This window comes from Mesorhizobium sp. CA15, assembly GCF_020165215.1.
In the GTDB taxonomy this organism is placed as follows: Bacteria; Pseudomonadota; Alphaproteobacteria; order Rhizobiales; family Rhizobiaceae; genus Mesorhizobium.
The window spans coordinates 519,194-536,493 of sequence record NZ_JAIUHQ010000003.1; the positions used below are offsets into that span (position 1 = coordinate 519,194).

Genomic DNA, 17,300 nt, shown 5'->3' on the forward strand with positions numbered 1-17,300 from the left:
TTCGGCATCATGCTCTACGGGTGGCGGTCGCCCAGGAAGTCGAAGCCGTTCTCGAAAAAGTGGTTGTAGTCGCAGGTCAGTTCCTCGCCGGGAGCGATGTCGCGCAACGCATAGGCCTCTTCCGGAGAGGAGATATCGCAGTTCGGGTCGTCCGCGTGGTTCATATAGCGGGCGTCGTCCGCCTCGAAGACGATGAAGTTGGGATCGCGCCGGTCCGGATAGGAATAGCGGTCGAGATAGGACTTCACCGGGCCGGATTCGCCCTCATAGGTCTCCACGGGAATGCGTCGATCGAACCTTGGATCGAGCTTCCAGATCAATGTGCCCCGCGCAATGCGGTGTTTGGCGAAGACGCCGATGCCCTGGATGGGCGATTTGTCGAGATAGACGTCGACGAGCAGCATAGCGAACCTTGCGAATGTATCTGGACGCGGCCCCGAAATGGCCACAACCGAAAACGACGGCGCATTGCCTAGCGCGCGAGCCGTGCGATTGCGAGTAGAAAATCAAGCCTTGCCTGTCACTTTCAAGGCAAAGGCGTAAATATAGGCGATCTCCTCCAGCCGCGAGAAGCGACCCGAGGCGCCGGCATGGCCGGACTCCATGTTGATCTTGAACAGGACCGGGTTGCCGCCTGCCTTGCGTTCGCGCAGCCGCGCCACCCATTTCGCCGGCTCCCAATAGGTGACGCGCGGATCGGTCAGGCCCGCCAGCGCCAGGATCGGCGGATAGTCGAGCGCCGCCACATTGTCATAGGGCGAATAGGCCGCGATCGTCGCGTAGTCGGCGGCGGACGCGATCGGATTGCCCCATTCCGGCCATTCCGGCGGCGTGAGCGGCAAGCTGGCGTCGAGCATGGTGGTGAGCACGTCTACGAACGGCACCTCGGCGACGATGCCGCCGAAGCTTTCCGGGGCCAGGTTGGCGATCGCCCCCATCAGCATGCCGCCGGCGGAGCCTCCCTGCGCCACGATGCGGTCGTGCTGTGTGTAGCGCTCGGCAACGAGATGGCGGGCGCAGGCGATGAAATCGGTGAACGTGTTCATCTTCCTTGCCCGCTTGCCGCCCTCGTACCAACCGTATCCCTTGTCCTTGCCGCCGCGCACATGCGCGATGGCATAGACGAAGCCGCGGTCGACCAGCGACAGGCAATTGGTATTGAAGGCGGAAGGCACCGTGATTCCGTACGAGCCGTAGCCGTAAAGCAGGCAGGGCGCCGAACCGTCGAGGGGCGTGTCGCGATGATATAGCAGCGAGATCGGCACTAACTCGCCGTCGTCTGCCGGCGCCATCAGCCTGCGCGTGACATAGTGCGCAGGATCGTGGCCGGAGGGCACTTCCTGCGTCTTCAAAAGCACGCGTTCGCGGCTGCGCATGTTGTAGTCGAACACCTGCGCCGGCGTCGTCATCGACGAATAGGTGAAGCGCATCACGTCGGTGTCATATTCGTAGGAGCCGGAGAGACCGAGCGAAAAAGCTTCCTCGTCGAAAGTGATGAAATGCTCCTCGCCGCTGGCGCGCTCGCGCACGACGATGCGCGGCAGGCCTTCCTTGCGCTCGAGCCGGACCATGTGATGCTTGAAGCCGAGCACCGACAGGATCAGCCGGCCGGGCTCGTGCGGCACCAGTTCCTGCCAGTTGGCGCGCCCGGGATTGTCGACCGGCGCGGTCATGATCTTGAAGTCCTTGGCGCCGTCGGCATTGGTGAGGACGAAGAAGACGTCGCCGCCTTCTTCCAGATCGTATTGCAGGCCGGTCTCGCGCACCGCCACAAGCTTCGGCTCTGCGGTTGGATCATCGGCGGGCAGCAGGCGGTATTCCGACGTTTCATGATCGTTGATGCCGATCATGATCCAGTCGTTGGCGCGCGTGCCGCCGACATCCATGAAGAAGCCCGGATCGGTCTCCTCATAGATCAACCGGTCGTTTTCAGACCTGTCGCCCAGCGCGTGGAAGAACACTTTCGACGGACGATGGTTGTCGTCGAGACGGGTATAGAAGAAGCCGCCGTCGCCGGCGTCCCAGACCCCGCCGCCGCCCGTATCCGGGATCTGGTCGGCAAGTTCTTTGCCGCTCGCAAGATCGCGCACGCGCAGCGTGAAGAACTCCGAACCCTTGTCGTCGAAGCCCCACAGCAGCTTCCCGTGGTCGGCCGAATGGTCGACGCCGCCAAGCCGGAAATAGGGCTTGCCCTCGGCTTCCGCGTCGCCGTCGAGCAGGATCTCCTCAGTGCCGCCGTCGCACGGCGTGCGGAAATAGCGCGGCTGCTCGCCGCCCTGCCGGAACGACGATCCGTAGGCATAGCGGCCGTCCTTCATGGGGACCGTCGAGTCATCCTCCTTGATGCGCCCCTTCATCTCGGCAAACAGCCTGGCGCGCAGGTCCGCGGTGCCGGCCATGAGCGCGGCCTGATAGGCGTTCTCGGCATTGAGATGGGCGCGGATGCGGCCGTCGAGCAGGGAAGGGTCGCGGAACACGGCCTGCCAGTTGTCGGCCCGCATCCAGGCATAGTCGTCGCTGCGGGTGATGCCGTGATGCGTGTCCGAAACCGGGTGTTTCTCAGGGGTCGGCGGGCTGGCGGCCGGGAAGGCGGAAGTCAAGGCGGAAGCTCTGGTCATTACGTCTCGCTGCGGAATTTGCTTGAATGACGAATGAACACGCCGCTCAGCGGCGGTTCAACGGGCGCGGTTCAAGGTGGTACAGAAGCTAAGTCGAAGGGGGAAAGATGAAATCCTGTGTTTCTACCGCAATGTCAGTTGCCGTCGTAGCGGCAGGTCTGGCTTTTTCCAGCCAGTCTCATGCAACCGTCTTTGCCGCCTGGCAAGTGGCGGGCGTGCCGTTCGGTGATACGCTCAATGCTCGAAAATATCCGTCCAATACATCGCAGAAACAGGCCGCCTATCCGAACGGCACCGTGCTGCAGATGACCGGCCGCTGCACCGGAGGTGTAAACCTGCTCGATATCGGCCGGCAGCCACAATGGAAGCAGCGCCAGGCGATCCGCTATCGCTGGTGCGAGATCTGGCACGATCCGGCGCAGAATGGTCATTTCGTCACCGGCTGGGTCTACGGCAAATACATCGCGCCTTACTGATGAATCCCGTCGCGTCGCCTTGTCGGGTCCAGCCGCCAAGGCGGTATCCTTGCGCTTCGCTGTGCCGCACGATTCGTTGTGCAGGTGAAAGGGCACCCAAGCATTAGTCAAGCATTGAACGTGGTGTCGAGTGGCGATCGGATGTCTAACATGCGGATGCCGCAACGTCATGCCATGCTGGTCTGACCAGAAAAATCTCGCGAAGTTACACGGCGCACGAATTTTTGAAGCTGAATCGGCAATAGTTGATGAATATCGACCAATATAAGTCAATATGCGAATTGACTTACTTTCAATGCGGCGTCATTAAGATAACCGACGCGAATCTCAGAGCCTTTCCTGAACGAAATCCGCGCGATGCCCGATCCACAAAAAAGGGCGCAGTTTTAGAAACAACTCTCGTTGGGGCCTTAGCACTATGGAAATCGTCGAAACACCTTCGAAAAACGGTGACGCGCTGATCGAGCTGACCGCCGATGTCGTCGCCGCCTATGTCAGCAACAATCCGGTGCCGGTTGGGGAACTGCCGAACCTTATCGCCGACGTCCATGCCGCGTTGGGCCGCGTCGGGGGCTCGTCGGAGCAGCCGTCGGCTGAGAAGCAGAAGCCGGCCGTCAATCCGAAGCGCTCGGTCCATGACGACTACATCGTCTGTCTCGAGGACGGCAAGAAGTTCAAGTCGCTGAAGCGGCATCTGATGACCCACTACAATCTCACGCCGGAAGAGTATCGTGAGAAGTGGGGCCTGGACGCCAACTATCCGATGGTCGCCCCCAATTACGCTGCCGCCCGCTCGCAGCTCGCCAAGAAGATGGGTCTGGGCCGCAAGCGCAAGGGCCGTTGATAGGTCCCAGCTCGTCAAGCAATTCGACGGCGCCCTTACGGCGCCGTTTTGCTTTCCTGATGGGAGCGATATCGGCCGGATCAGGCCGTCTGCTTCAGCGCCGCTTCCGCATCGCGCTTGATGCGCTTGACCATCGAACGGAGGCCGTTGGCGCGCTGCGGCGACAGATGTTCGTCAAGGCCGAGCTCCTTCAGGGTCGCTTCGGCGTCCGTGTTCTGGATTTCGCTTGCCCGCCGGCCCGAAAACAGCGCCAGCATGATGGCGACGAGGCCGCGCACGATATGGGCGTCCGAATCGCCCTGGAAGCCGATCACCGGATCGGCGCCCGCTCCCTGCTTGGTGGTGAGCCACACCTGGCTCACACAGCCAGGCACCTTGTTCGCAGCCGTGCGCTCCTCCTCAGGGAAAGGCGGCAGGCTCTCGCCGAGCTCGATCACATAGCGATAACGGTCCTCCCACTCGTCGAGCAGGGAAAAGTCGTCGCGAATGGTCTGAATCGAGGTGGCCATTGCCCGCATATAGTGGCCCGACACGGCCGCGTCACGGAAAAAGAAAGACGCCGCGGGCGTCGAGAGGTCGGACGGGGCCCGCGGCGTTAGAGCAATTCTGGGGAACGTGCGTAGGCGGTTTTGCGCCAGGAATTGCGCTAAAATTAAAGTGCCGAGCGAACGGCCGGAAAGAACTCAGTTCTTGGCCGTCAACATCACCGGAATGTTGACCTTGGTCGGCAACACGATGTCCTCGGCGACGCTGCCGGTGGTCGTGACGGAGCCATCCGCGACCTTCGTTTCGGGCGTGCCTGCCTGCCCGGACTGCCCGGACTGCTTGTCGTCGATCATGGCCGCGGCGATCTTGGCCGTTTCCTTGGCGCGAACGGTGATGGTGTACATGGCCGATTTGCCGGTCTCGCAGACATCGGGCTTGCGCTCGCAGAGCCCTGCAATGTCGCCGACCGCCTCGCGCGCCGCAAACAGCGCCTGGATCGGTCCGACGCTCTGCTGGCCGTTCTCGCCCGGGCCGACGCCGAGCGGCAGCGCCAGCAGCACCAGCGAAAACCAGAAAGCCATCCTGATCAGAAAGCCCATCTTACTTGCCTCTCATCGGGGATGGAATGATGCATCCATCCGTGACGGATCACGCATCCATCGGCATGACCTCTTTTATGGGCACGATAGTGGCACGGTCACGCAAAGGACGGCTTGCATCGAAGCCGCGAATTTTCCTCAAATTTTAGGCAAATTCGAAAGGATCGGTTTTGACATGGGCTTGTGTCGAATCTCATCGGCTTCGTTAACTTTACGATAACCATGTATCGCATTGTTATTAAACGATTTTACTCCAGGCAGAACTTAGTCGGTTCAAGTTCCGGCCCGTTTTGGCACAGGCCTTGCGGCTAACCCGCCGTTTACCATGGCGCCAAGTCGGCATGCTTTGCCGGGCTGGCATCACAATATTTGCCTTGGCGCGGTCGCCGGCTTCGCCAGCCTTATCCATTCCTTAAACGCTGGATGCGAGTTTCAAGCCAATTGATGAGTCACCTGCCAGGCAGGCGTTTTTCACGACCGGGTACGCGTGCGTTGAGTTCTATTTCAGCCAGATACGTTCAATTGCCTGGCGCGGTTTCCGCCGGCTGCGAACGCATGGTTCACCCGACCGTGACGGGTGAGGCGGAGCGCCTGCGCCAGCGCCGCTTCATCGGTGTCATGCTCGCCGCGCCCTTCCTTGCCGCGGGCGCCGCGGTCACGCTGGTCACTTCAAGTGTCGGCGCTGCCGTCACGATAGCCGCGATCTTTGCCGCTTTCGGCCTGTGCTGGTTCGCGGCGCTTCTGGTGGCGGCCACCGGCCATATGGCGCTTGCCGGCCGCATGGCGGTCGTGTTGGGTGGGCTTGCCCTAGCCGGCGCTATCGCTGCGGCGGGCGGATTGGCCTCGCCGGCGGCACTCCTTGCTGTCGCATTGCCGGTTGAAAGCTGGTGGGTCTCAGGGTCGCGGCGCGCCGCGCTGACGGGCGCGCTGGCGGCGCTTGCCGCTATCGTGCTGCAGCCCTTTGCCGGGCAGTTGCTGCCGTTCGGCGAGACCGCCGCCTGGCATTGGCTGCTGCCGCTCGCCTGGGCGCTGACGCTGTTGCCGCGGGCCGCCGCCTTCGCCAGCCCGGCCGGCTTAGGGTCGGCGGAGCCTGCCGGCGATCGTCTCGAGGACGTCATCGACGCCGTCGTGCTCCGCCTCGGGCGCCAGGGCGAAGTGGTCGACGCGTCCGCCAAGACGCGTTCGATCCTGAAATTGGCGCCCGAGCTTCTGCTCGGCACCGGCCTGTTCGACCGCATCCATCTTTCCGACCGCGTCGCTTATCTCACCGCTCTGGCCGACATGCGCGAGGGCGCGCCGAAGCGCCAGCTTGATCTGCGCATCCGCTTGCCGCGCGAGGGTTCTGGCGCGGTCGACAATTTCCGCCCGTTCAGCCTCGAGCTGCTGCGCGGCGCGGTCGACCGCGACGTCTTCATCCTGGTTCTGCGCGAAAATGACGATGTCGCAGCACTTCGCGAGGAGCTTGCGCAGGCGAGGGAAGCCGCTGCGGCTGCCGACGTGGCCAAGGGCCGCTTCCTGGCCGTGGTCAGCCACGAGCTGCGCACGCCGCTCAATGCGATCCTCGGCTTTTCCGACATGCTCCTGCATGAGATGTTCGGGCCCTTCAAGGATCCGCGTCAGAAGGAATATGTCGGCCTGGTCAGGGAGTCCGGCCAGCATCTGCTGTCCGTCGTCACCTCGATCCTCGATGTTTCGCGCATCGAGGCGGGCGCCTATGCGACCGAGCTGGAGCCGTTCCGCTTTGTCGAGGCCGTCGACATGTGCCGCTCGATGATGCGACCGCTGGCCGATGCCAAGAGCATAGTTCTTGCCACGCAGATTGCCCCGGATGCGGGCGAGATCAATGCCGACCGCCGGGCGGTCCAGCAGATTCTGATTAATCTCGCCTCGAACGCGGTGAAGTTCACGCCCGATGGCGGCAGCGTGGTGATCGGGGCCAAGCGCGTCGGCTCGCACCTGCATTTCTGGGTGAGCGATACCGGTATCGGCATCGCCGAGGAGGACATGGCCAATCTCGGCAAGCCGTTCATGCAGATCCAGAACGACTACACGCGTCGTTTCGAGGGAACCGGACTCGGCCTGTCGCTGGTCAAGGGCCTGGTGGCGCTGCACGAGGGTACGATGTCGATCGAGAGCGCGCCGGGTGAGGGCACCACGGTGACGATCGGCCTGCCGGTGAACGGGCCGAAGCGGCGATCCGGTGCGCCATCCGGCGTGCTGGCCATGCCGGCGGCCAAGCCGAAGGGGGACGCAAATGGGGAGAGGAATGGCTCGCTCCGCAAAACGGCCTAAGGTGGTCGAACCCGAGCGCGGCGTTCTTGCCGAGGGCGCGGTTGCCGTCGGTCAACTGATCGCCAGCAATCCGGTTCTGGTCGGCGGCTCGACCGCTTTTCTGGTGACGCTGTTCTACGTCTCGGCCAATGCGCTCTGGTATCAGCCTTTTCCGCATACCGGAGCCTTCTTCGCCACGCGAAGCATCGAGAACTTCCCGCATACCGTCTCCGACGAACCGGAGACCACTATCAACATCGTGCGCCAGGCGCCGGCGCAGCCGACGGTCAAGCCGGACCCGGTCGTCCAGCAGGTGCAGGGCATCCTGAAGGACCTCAACTTCTACGACGGCACGGTCGACGGCCTCACCGGACCGGCCACGCGCAAGGCGATCCAGACCTACCAGCTGAAAGTCGGGCTGCCGGGGTCGGGCGAGATTGACGGCGCGCTGCTCGACCAGCTTGGCGCCCGCCAGACGACGGCGGCCATTCCCCACCCGGCGCCGCGGCCGGCCGATGGCGCAGTCGCCGCGTCTGCCAAACCGCAGGTGATCCAGGTCTCCGCTCCGGCCGATGGCGCCACGCAGCCGCCCGACGCCCGCATCGTCAAGATCCAGGCCGGCCTCAAGGCGTTCGGCAATGGCGACATGCAGCTCGACGGCAAGGTCGGCGCCCGCACCAAGGCCGCGATCAAGGAATTCCAGGCCTTGTTCGGACTGCCCGAGACCGGCGAGCCGGACGAGGCCGTTTATGTCAAAATGCGCGAGATCGGCCTGACGAACTGAGCGGCAGCGATCGTTTCGGTTCTTTGATCCTTGCTGTAAGAAACCGCGCATGACATCCGGAACCTTCCCATGCGCGTGACCACCGATCTCTGGGTCTCGGCCCTTGTGCGCCGCGTGTTCGGCGCCGGCGGCTTCGCCGCCGTCGTCAAGCGCGGCGCGACCGAGGCTGGCGCCGTCTTCGTGTTGTCGCGCGGGCGTCTGGGAGAGGTGACCTTCTACGGGCCGGCGCCGCAGACCAGCTACGATTCGGCCAAGCCCGATGAGCGCTTTTTCGCCGTGCTCGGCACGAGCGACGACAGCTCGGCCTTCGATGCGCGGCTGGAGCGGGAGAAAAAATTCGATCCCGACATCTGGGTGGTCGAGATCGAGGGCGGGACCGTTCCCATCGAAGAGCTTCTTTCGGTGAAGGCCGACTAGGGCGTTTTACCGTCTACGGGAATCACCATGAGAGCACGAGCGCCGGCCGCGGGCCAACGAAGCGCAGAAGGTTCATCACGCCGCTTCCCCGTTCTGGACGGGAAACCGTGCGGCGAAGACTTCTTTGGCCGCAAACAATCCGTTGAGCGCCGCGGGAAACCCGGCATAGACCGTCATCTGGATGATAGTTTCGACGATTTCGTCCTTGGTCAACCCGACATTGAGCCCCGCCTCGATATGGACTTTCAGTTGCGGGGTAGCGGTTCCCATCGCTGTCAGCGCCGCGATGGTCGCGATCTCACGGGCGCGCAGATCGAGACCGGGGCGGCTGTAGATGTCGCCAAACGAGAACTCGAACACGTAGTTCGCGAAGTCGGGGGCAATGTCAGCAAGAGCGGCAATGACTTTGTGGCCGGCTTCGCCGTCGATTTCAGCGAGCGCCCGCTTGCCGCGTTCCAGCCGGCTTTCGCCGATGTTCGGGGATTGATGCGTCATAGTCCTTCATCCTCTGTTTCACGCCGGCATATCCGGCGATCTTGGTGTCGAGGACGAGAAGGCAGGCTTGCAGTTTGGCCACATGCGCACGGACACGCTCACGGTGCTGCTTGAGCAGCGCGCCGCGCTCCGCTTCGGTGTCGGCGCCGCGCTCCCGCAAGGCCGCGTAGCGCAGCATTTCCCGAATAGGCATCCCGGTCGTTTTGAGCCGGTCGAGAAATTCTATCCAGGTCAGGATTGATGCGTCGTAGTCACGTTGGCCCGATTGGTCCCTGTCGGCATGGGGAAGCAGCCCGATCCGCTCATAGTAACGGATTGTGTAGGCAGACAGTCCCGAACGCTTCGCCAGCTCGCCAATCTTCATCAATGCCATTCTTTCGTCACGACGCCCAGAAAGCTACGAGTTAGAGCGCACTCTAAGTCAAGAGGCGTTGTCACTTTGTCGTGTCGCGGAAATGCCCGGTCTCGCGACGAACATCGGCTCGTTGATTTTAAAATAAAAAACAAACGCTTAAAGGCGTCGCCACCGGGTTCCTTCAGCGCGAGGCGCTTTAAACCGATCAGGATGCCTTGACGCTGGCACTCGCCGCGCCGCTGTTCGAAGCCTGATGCGCGACGCCGGACGCGTCGGGCGCACCGCCGCGGATCGCCCGCGAAAGGGTCTCCGTCTTCCAGGCGCGTACCTTATCGAGCGCCGTCTCGCGGTGCAGCAGCCGATAGCTGTCGAGGAACAGGCGGATCGCCTGCGGATGCGGGAACTCGCCGGGATAGACCGCGACGGCGATCAGGAAGGCCCTGTCTTCGCTGAGGTCGAGGGCACGCAGCGCCGCAAGCAGCGCGACATAGCCCGATTGCCCGGTCACCGAGCGGGCCGTCGCGAAGTCGATCTCCAGCACATCGGCCAGCGCGGTCTGGAAGAATGCCAGGTTCCCCGTCAGCGCCGTCTCGCGCAATTTCACATAGGCCGGCTGGCCAAGGAAGGTGTTGACGTCCGCAGCGTCGCCGGTCGGGCGCATCATCGCCCGCAGGCGGCGCCGCGCGTGCTCCGCGGCTTCGCCTGGCGCGGGACGGTCGGTATCCGCCTTGGCCGCCGGCTCGGGTTTCGGCGCAAGCCTGGTGACCGTCTCGGGCGGCCGTGCCTTGACCAGCGTCGGCCTTTCCAGCACGCGGATCAGGTCGGCGATCGTCGGGTTGAGCTCCTTGCGGCGCGCAATGGCGCGCGCATGCGGTAGGCCGTGCCGGCCGATCAGCGCGATGAGGTCGATATCGCTCAGCGCGTTGGAGCGGGTGAGCAGGGGGGCTGCGATCTCGACCGGCTCTTCAGCCAGCCGCCTGACCAGCGCGGTCGGCGCGTAGTCGCATTCGGAAAGGGCGGCAGCGACGTAGCGGCGCGACTCGACCGAGACTTCGTCGAACAGCGGCAGTGTCAGGTCTTCGAGCTGGGCGATCTCTCGGCGCGAGGGACGCGTCAGCGAGCAGAAGGCCGACACGGCGGCGCGGAACAGCCTTTCGGCCTTTCCTGCTTCGGTCCGGATAGCGATTTGCCTGAAATCGGAAGATGACACGGAGGATACGCCCGATACTCGACACAATCCCGAACCGCGCAATCCGGCCGGGCCGGTTTCGCACCTTCAGGAAAACAAACGTCAAATTAGCCGCTATCCGTTAGCGCTCCGTTAACCCTCTAAGCCCCTTAATCAACTTTGGAGGCGTTGCGTTGTGCTCCGGTCAAACCGAGAGGAATGCGCGAACCATGGGCATGGTCCTGTCTTTTGTGCCGCGAGCGGCACCAGTAAATCGAGCAAGTCACGACACCACGACGGCGGCGGCGGTCATCATTTTCCCCGGCGTCCGTTACGAGTTGCATCCGCAGGCCGGTGAGGCACGGCCCGGCGACAGCAGCTCCGACAGGCCGGGCTCTCCGCCTCCTGCCAAGCCGCATCACTGATCGGGCGCCTTTCTCAGTAGTCCTGCAATTCGCAGGCGCCCTGATCGAGGAAGCGTGACACGATCGGCTTCCAGCTCCCGTCCGGCACAAAGGCGCGGACGACGAAAATGCCTTCCTCGATCGGCGCCTCGACGAAGATCGCGCCCTGCAGATCCTCCGGAAGGTCGCGCCGCACGTCGATCATCTGCGCCGGCGTCAACACCACCGCGTCGAGCTTCTCGCCATTGGCGTTGTGGTCGTTGAAGGAATAGATGTTGTGGCCGTTGCGGTCGTAGACCGAGGCCGACCAGAACGGCACGTCGCCCGGCGCCCTGATCCTGACCAGCCCGTCGGCAAGGTTGAAACGGCAGGCGGCCGCATAAAACAATGGATCCACCGATTTCACCACCGGCGCGCCGCCGGCCTCGGCGTCTAGCCGCGTCATCTTGTAGAAGTCGGATGCCATCGCCAGGCGCGACCAGGCATCGCGTTCGGAAAATTCCGGCACCAGGAACAGCACAACGATGTGCACGATGCCGGCGCCGAGCAGGCCGAGGATCAGGGCATGCAGCAGTCTACGCATTGCAGCCCGCCTTCAGGATGCGCGGCAGTGTCACGTCCGAGAGGCCGGTGCTCGAGGCGATCGGCGTGTCGTAAAAGGTCAGCACGAAATACATCTTGCCGGAGCCGCCGGTCAGCAGCCAGTTTCCGGGCGCCGGCCGGCTGCCGACGGAGATGACGACGGAATTGTCGGGCTGGCGCAGCACTTCGTAGGATTGCAGCGCCGACTGCCTCGGCTTGCCTGTGTCGATCGCGCCAAGCGACTGGTCGGCGGCATAGAGCGTCCAGAAGCGGGCGGTCGGATAACCGCCTTCGATCGTATAGGTGCATTCGCGTTTCAGCGGCTCGCCGGCATCGTCGCGCTCGGCAACGAAGGCAAGTCCCTCGGCCTGGCCGAGCGCCAGCACGCCCTCGCGTGCAACGCGCGCCTTGGAATAAGGGTCGGCGGCCAGTGTCCCGACCTCCGGGAAAGCGGTCCATTGGCCGATGCGGATCGCGCCCACGCCGTCCTGCGCGTTGAGCGCATACCAGACGCTGTAGCCGCCTAGCCCGATGGCTATGGCAAGCGAAAGCAGCGTCAGGATGGCGTTCTTGAGCATGAGAGCCGCAAACAGAGGAGGTTGCCCGGGATATCGCGGCGCGGGGTGCCGTGGCAAGCCGGCTTCACGCCAGGGCCGTCCTAAAGCGCCGAAAGCGTCTCCGGCATGGTGGGCGCAACGAGCGCCGGCGCGGCCTGGAACGCCTTGGTCATGTCCCGTAACGTTTGGCTGGTGCGGCTGGAAAGCACCGGCGGGCGTTCGGCCTCGGCTTGCGCCGCCGCCGCATCGGCTTCCTTCTTGGCCGCTTCCTCTGCTTTGGCCGCGACCTCCGGATCGACCCAAGGATGATCGAGACCGGGGATCGGCTTCAGATCGATGTTCTGATGCGCGTAGACCATCAGCCGCTGCCAGACCATCGCCGGCAGCGAGCCGCCTGTCATCTTGTTGGTCGCCGTGAAGTCGTCATTGCCGAGCCAGACGGCGGCTGTGTAATTGCCGGTGAAGCCGACGAACCAGGCGTCGCGGTAGGATTGCGTCGTCCCGGTCTTGCCGGCAACGACGATGTTCGGAAGCTGGGCGCGTCTCGCGGTGCCGATAACCGGCACCGCCGCCAGCATGGTGTTCATGTATTTCAGCGCCTTTTCCGACAGCACCCGATGTGGTGGCGGCGCGTCCTTGGCCCAGTCATAGACCACGTCGCCGGTGCGGGTGACGAGCTGGGTGATGCCGTGGCGCGAGCCGACGAAACCGTTCTGCGCAAAGACGCTGTAGCCCGTCGCCTGGTCCATCACCGTCATGCCGGATGTGCCGAGCACCATGGTCTTGTGCGATTCCAGTGGCGATTCCACGCCCATCGATTCGGCCATCGCCTTGATCGGCCCGATGCCGAGGTAATCCTTGGCGAGCCGCACCGGCACCGTGTTGATCGACTTGGCGATCGCCGTGAGCAGCGTCACGTTGCCGGCCGATCCGCCGCTGTAATTATGCGGCGACCAGCTGCCCCAGCTGATCGCGCCGCCGGAAACCACCGAGTCCGGCGTGAACCCGTGCTCCATCGCTGTGGCGTAGACATACGGTTTGAAGGATGAACCGGTCTGGCGCAGAGCCTTGGTGGCGCGGTTGAACTGGCTGGTGCCATAATCCCGGCCGCCGACGATGGCGCGCACCGCGCCGTTGGTCTCGATCACCACCACCGCGCCTTCGGTGACATTGTATTCCTTGCCGAACTGGCGAAGATGGAACTCGACCGACTCCTCGGCCGCCTTCTGGATGTTGGCGTCGAAAGTGGTGTGGGCGACCAGCGAGTGCTGGCCAGGCTTGGCGATCTTCTTGACCTCGTCGAAGGCCCAGTCGAGGAAATAATCCGGGCTCTTCTGCTCGCCGCGATCGACGACGTCGGCCGGATGCAGGCGCGCCTGCAGCACCTGGCCCTCGGTCATGAAACCCGCATCGACCAGGTTTGACAGCACCACATTGGCGCGGGCACGGGCCGCCGGCAGGTTGATGTGCGGGGCGTATTTGGTCGGCGCCTTGAACAGGCCGGCCAGCATCGCCGCTTCGGCGAGGCTCAAATCCTTCACGCTCTTGCCGAAATAGAAATCCGCCGCCGCCTCGATGCCGAACGTGCCGCCGCCCATATAGGCGCGGTCGAGATAGAGCTGCAGGATCTCTTTCTTGGACAGGTTTGCTTCCAGCCATAGCGACAGGAAGGCTTCCTTGATCTTGCGCTCCAATGTGCGCTCGTTGGAGAGAAACAGGTTCTTGGCGAGCTGCTGCGTGATGCTGGAGCCGCCCTGGACCACGGAATTGGCGCGCACATTCTCGAAGATCGCGCGCGACAGGCCGAGGACATCGATGCCGTAATGGTCGAAGAAACGCCGGTCCTCGGTCGCCAGCACCGCCTTGATGACGATGTCGGGCATCTCGTCGACCGGCACGGAATCGCGCTGGATGATACCGCGCTGGCCGATCTCGTTGCCGTAGCGATCCAGGAAGGTCACGGCGAAATCGCCCTGGCTGCGCCAGTCGCCGGTGGTGATGTCGAAGGCGGGCATGGCGAGCGCGAGCAGCACCACGAAGCCGCCGGCGCCCATGGTGAACCCTTCGCTCAGCACCTCGATGACCGTGCGGCGCCAGCCATGCACCCGGAAACGGCGGGAAAAGATAGTCGCCGCTTCCCAGAATTCGCGGGCCTTGAAGCCGATCTCGTAGAGCGAGCTATCGAACCAAGCGTCGACGCCGAGCAGCGCCGAAGCGATGCGGCCTCTTCTCCTCTTGCGTGGTTTCGAAGGACTTGCCATTCCGACTTCCGCCCCAACGCCCTTTCGCCCGAAAACAGCATGCGGGCAGTTTCAGGGTGGCACCCTGTCAAACTATTTGACCATTTTATCACCGCTCACAAGGGCAGCGAAGCCACAGCACCAGCTTTGTTGATCGGAGGTGTGCTGGCCGTCAACGGCCGATCGAAATCACCGCGCTGCGATGAATCGCATACGATGCACCGCATCCGCCTCGGTCGGTTCCTGGCCGATGAAGGAGCGCAGATAGGCGGCGAGATGGCTGACGCGCGCCTTGCCCCATCGAGGTGTCTGTCACGCGAGGTTGGCCCATTCTTGCCGCGCGAATTCATAGACTTGCACGATTATGCTCCGGGGTGCTCTCGACCCGTTCATCTGAACGGCCGGCGCCACGGGAGGCAGCTGTGGTGCTTGGGAACCGCACGTCCAGCATATGTTCGACAGCATTCCATCTAGCCTCTTGGTATCGACGAAGGGCGAAGACGCTGACGGCGAATACCAACATGCCAATTCCGGTTGCTGGAACGATACCCAGGACTGCGACGGCTTTCGCCAGCACGCCGGCGAAGACACCTGCAATGACACTGGCGACGACGCTCACCATCCCCGCTGTGCTCATGAATGACTGCCAGTGCGAGGAATGAAGGGCTTTGCTGACGATCAATGCCTCGTCGTCGTCGTGACGGGAGTGGATCAAGTATTTCTCCACGCCTGGAGCCGTCTCCACGAAATAGTGCCGGATGCGAGCCATGCCACGTGCGAGGACCATGTCCTCGATTGCGACTTGGACCGCCCGAACGAAGGTGACGATACCGATGAAATACAGGCAGGGAAGCAGGATCAGACTGAAAAAAACGAATGGCTGCCCCATGCGCGTTACTTGAGCGACGAATGCCAGCGCGACGGTCGCGCTGGAAACGGCGGTCAGGAAAAGGTCTGCGCGCGAATTGGCTTCCTGGATGGTGGCCGACCGCGCCGTCTGCAACACGAAATGTTCGGTCGTGAGGCATTGCAGGGTTTGATCGCTGGTTTTGTCCTCGCCCGTCGTCATTGGATGCCGTCAACTCGCTGCCTTGAAATGACGCGGCTTTGTGATGGACCTTGAACTGAAACAATCTTTAATTGTTCCAAAATGCATCCGATTCTTCGGAAGGTCGCGAGACGTGGGTGTCCAACGGTCGTCGGCTTGAACGAACAGATAGGAACCTCCGCGCCGGCAGGGTGCGTTGCTACAGGCTCGCTAAGAGCGTCGCCTTGGCGTTGCTCGATGACGGTTTCGCCGGGGAGGGGACCGAGCTTTCCGTACACATTGTCGGGGTCGAACGGCCGGCGCGCGCCATCGCCGCCTCGCCCTGCGACGTCGAAGGCAAGGCGATGCGGCAATGAGGAGGAACCGCCATGATTGAGGAAGCCGCACGCGATCTCAGGCGCGAGCGCCGCCGGGGACGCACCGGGGAGGCCGGCAGCGAGTCGAGCCGCCATCCGAATTACTGGTCGCTGAAGAACCCGTTCCTGCCGCAGCCGATCTTTTCCGACGACCAGGTCGCGGCCATCCACGCTACCGCGCTGCGCGTGCTGGAGGAGCTAGGCATCAAGGTGCTGCTACCCGAGGCGCGGACGATCTACGGCAAGGCCGGTGCATTGGTCGACGAAGACGGCCAGATGGTCAGGATCGGTCGCGACATGGTCGAAGCCGCGCTCGCCTCGGCGCCGCGCACGATTCCGGCACTCGGCGGCGACCGCTCCCGCGACCTGACGCTCGAGCTCGGCTCGATGACCTTCCTTGCCGGCTCCGGAGCCCCTAATGTCACCGATCTCGAGCGCGGCCGCCGGCCGGGCACGCTCCAGGCCTTCGAGGAATTCATCAAGCTGGTCCAGCATTTCGACGTGCTGCATATGCTCGGGCCTTGCGTCGAGCCACAGGAACTCGACAATCGCTTCCGCCATTATGCCGTCAACCGGGCGCAGCTGACGCTGTCGGACAAGTTCCCCTTCGTCTTCGCGCGCGGCACGTCGCAGGTGGAGGACGGCTTCGAGATGATCTGCCTGGCGCGCGGCCTCTCGCAGGACGAGTTCCGCGCCGGTGCCTATTGCTACACCGTCATCAACACCAACTCGCCGCGCCAGCTGGATATCCCGATGGCGCAAGGCATCGTCGACTTCGCCAAGGCCGGCCAGGTGCTGGTCATCACGCCTTTCTGCCTGGCGGGCGCGATGGCGCCGATCACGGTCGCCGGCGCGCTGACCTTGCAGCATGCCGAGGCGCTCGCCGGATTGACGCTGGCCCAGATCGTGCGGCCTGGCGCGCCGGTGGTCTATGGCTCCTTCTCGTCCAATGTCGACATGAAGTCCGGCGCTCCGGCCTTCGGCACGCCGGAGCACGTCAAGGCGACGCTTGGGGCGGGGCAGCTAGCTCGCCACATCGGCCTGCCCTGGCGCTCCGGCGGCGGCAGCGCCGCCAATGTCTCCGACGCGCAGGCCGCGCACGAGACCCAGTTCGCGCTGTGGGGCTCGGTGCTGGCCGGCGCCACCGTCTGCATCCACGCCGCCGGCTGGCTGGAAGGCGGTCTCAGCGTCTCGCTGGAGAAGCTGATCACCGACGTCGAGGCGCTGCAGACGGTCGCCGAGCTTTGCGCCACGACGCCGGGCGACGAGGATGCAATTGGCTTCGAAGCGATTGCCGAAGTGCAGCCCGGAGGTCATTTCTTCTCGGCCACCCACACCATGACGCGCTACCGCAGCGCCTTCTACGAGCCGCTGGTGGCCGACTGGTCGAACTTCGGCAATTGGACGCAAGCCGGCGGCAAGAGAGCCACGGAGCGCGCGACCGGCATCTGGAAGCGGATTGTCGCCGACTTCCAGCCGCCGGCCACCGCTGCCGCCGCCGCGGGAGTGCTCGACGAGTTCATTGCCAGGCGCACCGAAGAAGGCGGTGCGGCTCCGGTCTCATGATTTGACTAAAACATAATAAATTCTAGACCTTCGC

18 protein-coding genes are annotated in these 17,300 nt (G+C 63.5%); 7 read left to right on the forward strand and 11 right to left on the reverse strand.

Annotation, left to right across the window (positions count from 1 at the left end):
• Window positions 1–14 precede the first annotated feature (14 nt).
• Both LB515_RS09055 and LB515_RS09060 read right to left on the reverse strand, forming a co-directional pair.
• Window positions 15–404: an SET domain-containing protein gene (locus LB515_RS09055; RefSeq protein WP_095766869.1), complete on the reverse strand. Its 390-nt coding sequence runs from the start codon at window positions 402–404 to the stop codon at window positions 15–17.
• Window positions 405–506: 102 nt separating this feature from the next.
• Window positions 507–2,618 carry a S9 family peptidase gene (locus LB515_RS09060; RefSeq protein ID WP_224707474.1) on the reverse strand — a complete coding sequence of 704 codons (2,112 nt, stop codon included), beginning with the start codon at window positions 2,616–2,618 and terminating at the stop codon, window positions 507–509.
• A 131-nt stretch (window positions 2,619–2,749) separates the two neighbouring features.
• On the opposite strand from LB515_RS09060, the gene LB515_RS09065 reads away from it, so the two are divergent.
• Both LB515_RS09065 and LB515_RS09070 read left to right on the forward strand, forming a co-directional pair.
• Window positions 2,750–3,094, forward strand: a complete 345-nt coding sequence (locus LB515_RS09065; RefSeq protein WP_224606435.1) for an SH3 domain-containing protein — start codon at window positions 2,750–2,752, stop codon at window positions 3,092–3,094.
• A gap of 418 nt (window positions 3,095–3,512) precedes the next feature.
• Window positions 3,513–3,938 carry a MucR family transcriptional regulator gene (locus tag LB515_RS09070; RefSeq protein ID WP_040991330.1) on the forward strand — a complete coding sequence of 142 codons (426 nt, stop codon included), beginning with the start codon at window positions 3,513–3,515 and terminating at the stop codon, window positions 3,936–3,938.
• Window positions 3,939–4,018: 80 nt separating this feature from the next.
• Here the strand turns inward: LB515_RS09070 and LB515_RS09075 are convergent, their stop codons facing one another.
• Both LB515_RS09075 and LB515_RS09080 read right to left on the reverse strand, forming a co-directional pair.
• A complete protein-coding gene (locus LB515_RS09075; RefSeq protein WP_095767172.1) occupies window positions 4,019–4,447 on the reverse strand; it encodes a SufE family protein in 429 nt (142 codons plus the stop codon).
• Between the two features lie 174 nt (window positions 4,448–4,621).
• Window positions 4,622–5,023, reverse strand: a complete 402-nt coding sequence (locus LB515_RS09080; protein ID WP_095766872.1) for a DUF5330 domain-containing protein — start codon at window positions 5,021–5,023, stop codon at window positions 4,622–4,624.
• Between the two features lie 555 nt (window positions 5,024–5,578).
• Between LB515_RS09080 and LB515_RS09085 the strand changes: the two genes are divergently transcribed.
• From LB515_RS09085 to LB515_RS09095, 3 genes are all read left to right on the forward strand, one after another.
• Entirely contained in the window at window positions 5,579–7,315 is a 1,737-nt protein-coding gene (locus LB515_RS09085; protein ID WP_224707476.1) for a PAS domain-containing sensor histidine kinase, read from the forward strand.
• Window positions 7,290–8,078 (forward strand): peptidoglycan-binding protein, encoded by a 789-nt coding sequence (locus tag LB515_RS09090; protein ID WP_224707477.1) that lies wholly within the window; start codon window positions 7,290–7,292, stop codon window positions 8,076–8,078. The genes LB515_RS09085 and LB515_RS09090 overlap by 26 nt, the downstream gene beginning before the upstream one ends.
• Window positions 8,079–8,147: 69 nt before the next feature.
• Entirely contained in the window at window positions 8,148–8,495 is a 348-nt protein-coding gene (locus tag LB515_RS09095; RefSeq protein WP_224707478.1) for a DUF1491 family protein, read from the forward strand.
• A 75-nt stretch (window positions 8,496–8,570) separates the two neighbouring features.
• On the opposite strand, the gene LB515_RS09100 is transcribed toward LB515_RS09095, so the two are convergent.
• The 7 genes from LB515_RS09100 to LB515_RS09130 form a co-directional block, all read right to left on the reverse strand.
• A complete protein-coding gene (locus LB515_RS09100; protein ID WP_140636153.1) occupies window positions 8,571–8,990 on the reverse strand; it encodes a carboxymuconolactone decarboxylase family protein in 420 nt (139 codons plus the stop codon).
• On the reverse strand, window positions 8,926–9,354 hold the full coding sequence (locus tag LB515_RS09105; protein WP_095767174.1) for a MerR family transcriptional regulator: 429 nt from the start codon (window positions 9,352–9,354) through the stop codon (window positions 8,926–8,928). Before LB515_RS09105 ends, LB515_RS09100 begins: the two co-directional genes overlap by 65 nt.
• Window positions 9,355–9,550: 196 nt before the next feature.
• Entirely contained in the window at window positions 9,551–10,555 is a 1,005-nt protein-coding gene (locus tag LB515_RS09110) for a DUF2336 domain-containing protein (RefSeq protein ID WP_224707480.1), read from the reverse strand.
• Window positions 10,556–10,951: 396 nt separating this feature from the next.
• Window positions 10,952–11,500: a DUF1254 domain-containing protein gene (locus tag LB515_RS09115; RefSeq protein WP_140845761.1), complete on the reverse strand. Its 549-nt coding sequence runs from the start codon at window positions 11,498–11,500 to the stop codon at window positions 10,952–10,954.
• Window positions 11,493–12,077: a DUF1214 domain-containing protein gene (locus tag LB515_RS09120; RefSeq protein ID WP_224707481.1), complete on the reverse strand. Its 585-nt coding sequence runs from the start codon at window positions 12,075–12,077 to the stop codon at window positions 11,493–11,495. The genes LB515_RS09115 and LB515_RS09120 overlap by 8 nt, the downstream gene beginning before the upstream one ends.
• Window positions 12,078–12,157: 80 nt before the next feature.
• Window positions 12,158–14,317, reverse strand: a complete 2,160-nt coding sequence (locus LB515_RS09125) for a transglycosylase domain-containing protein (protein WP_224707482.1) — start codon at window positions 14,315–14,317, stop codon at window positions 12,158–12,160.
• Window positions 14,318–14,642: 325 nt separating this feature from the next.
• Window positions 14,643–15,365, reverse strand: a complete 723-nt coding sequence (locus tag LB515_RS09130) for a hypothetical protein (RefSeq protein ID WP_224707483.1) — start codon at window positions 15,363–15,365, stop codon at window positions 14,643–14,645.
• Window positions 15,366–15,568: 203 nt separating this feature from the next.
• On the opposite strand from LB515_RS09130, the gene LB515_RS28120 reads away from it, so the two are divergent.
• Entirely contained in the window at window positions 15,569–15,700 is a 132-nt protein-coding gene (locus LB515_RS28120) for a hypothetical protein (RefSeq protein ID WP_263490218.1), read from the forward strand.
• Window positions 15,701–15,712: 12 nt separating this feature from the next.
• On the forward strand, window positions 15,713–17,266 hold the full coding sequence (locus LB515_RS09135; protein ID WP_224707484.1) for a trimethylamine methyltransferase family protein: 1,554 nt from the start codon (window positions 15,713–15,715) through the stop codon (window positions 17,264–17,266).
• Window positions 17,267–17,300 lie beyond the last annotated feature (34 nt).

Bases quoted from the DNA above. Each gene is read 5' to 3' on its own strand.
- LB515_RS09055 (WP_095766869.1), bottom strand. From the start codon at position 404: ATGCTGCTCGTCGACGTCTATCTCGACAAATCGCCCATCCAGGGCATC.
- LB515_RS09060 (WP_224707474.1), bottom strand. From the start codon at position 2,618: ATGACCAGAGCTTCCGCCTTGACTTCCGCCTTCCCGGCCGCCAGCCCG.
- LB515_RS09065 (WP_224606435.1), top strand. From the start codon at position 2,750: ATGTCAGTTGCCGTCGTAGCGGCAGGTCTGGCTTTTTCCAGCCAGTCT.
- LB515_RS09070 (WP_040991330.1), top strand. From the start codon at position 3,513: ATGGAAATCGTCGAAACACCTTCGAAAAACGGTGACGCGCTGATCGAG.
- LB515_RS09075 (WP_095767172.1), bottom strand. From the start codon at position 4,447: ATGGCCACCTCGATTCAGACCATTCGCGACGACTTTTCCCTGCTCGAC.
- LB515_RS09080 (WP_095766872.1), bottom strand. From the start codon at position 5,023: ATGGGCTTTCTGATCAGGATGGCTTTCTGGTTTTCGCTGGTGCTGCTG.
- LB515_RS09085 (WP_224707476.1), top strand. From the start codon at position 5,579: ATGGTTCACCCGACCGTGACGGGTGAGGCGGAGCGCCTGCGCCAGCGC.
- LB515_RS09090 (WP_224707477.1), top strand. From the start codon at position 7,290: ATGGCTCGCTCCGCAAAACGGCCTAAGGTGGTCGAACCCGAGCGCGGC.
- LB515_RS09095 (WP_224707478.1), top strand. From the start codon at position 8,148: ATGCGCGTGACCACCGATCTCTGGGTCTCGGCCCTTGTGCGCCGCGTG.
- LB515_RS09100 (WP_140636153.1), bottom strand. From the start codon at position 8,990: ATGACGCATCAATCCCCGAACATCGGCGAAAGCCGGCTGGAACGCGGC.
- LB515_RS09105 (WP_095767174.1), bottom strand. From the start codon at position 9,354: ATGAAGATTGGCGAGCTGGCGAAGCGTTCGGGACTGTCTGCCTACACA.
- LB515_RS09115 (WP_140845761.1), bottom strand. From the start codon at position 11,500: ATGCGTAGACTGCTGCATGCCCTGATCCTCGGCCTGCTCGGCGCCGGC.
- LB515_RS09120 (WP_224707481.1), bottom strand. From the start codon at position 12,077: ATGCTCAAGAACGCCATCCTGACGCTGCTTTCGCTTGCCATAGCCATC.
- LB515_RS09125 (WP_224707482.1), bottom strand. From the start codon at position 14,317: ATGGCAAGTCCTTCGAAACCACGCAAGAGGAGAAGAGGCCGCATCGCT.
- LB515_RS09130 (WP_224707483.1), bottom strand. From the start codon at position 15,365: ATGACGACGGGCGAGGACAAAACCAGCGATCAAACCCTGCAATGCCTC.
- LB515_RS09135 (WP_224707484.1), top strand. From the start codon at position 15,713: ATGATTGAGGAAGCCGCACGCGATCTCAGGCGCGAGCGCCGCCGGGGA.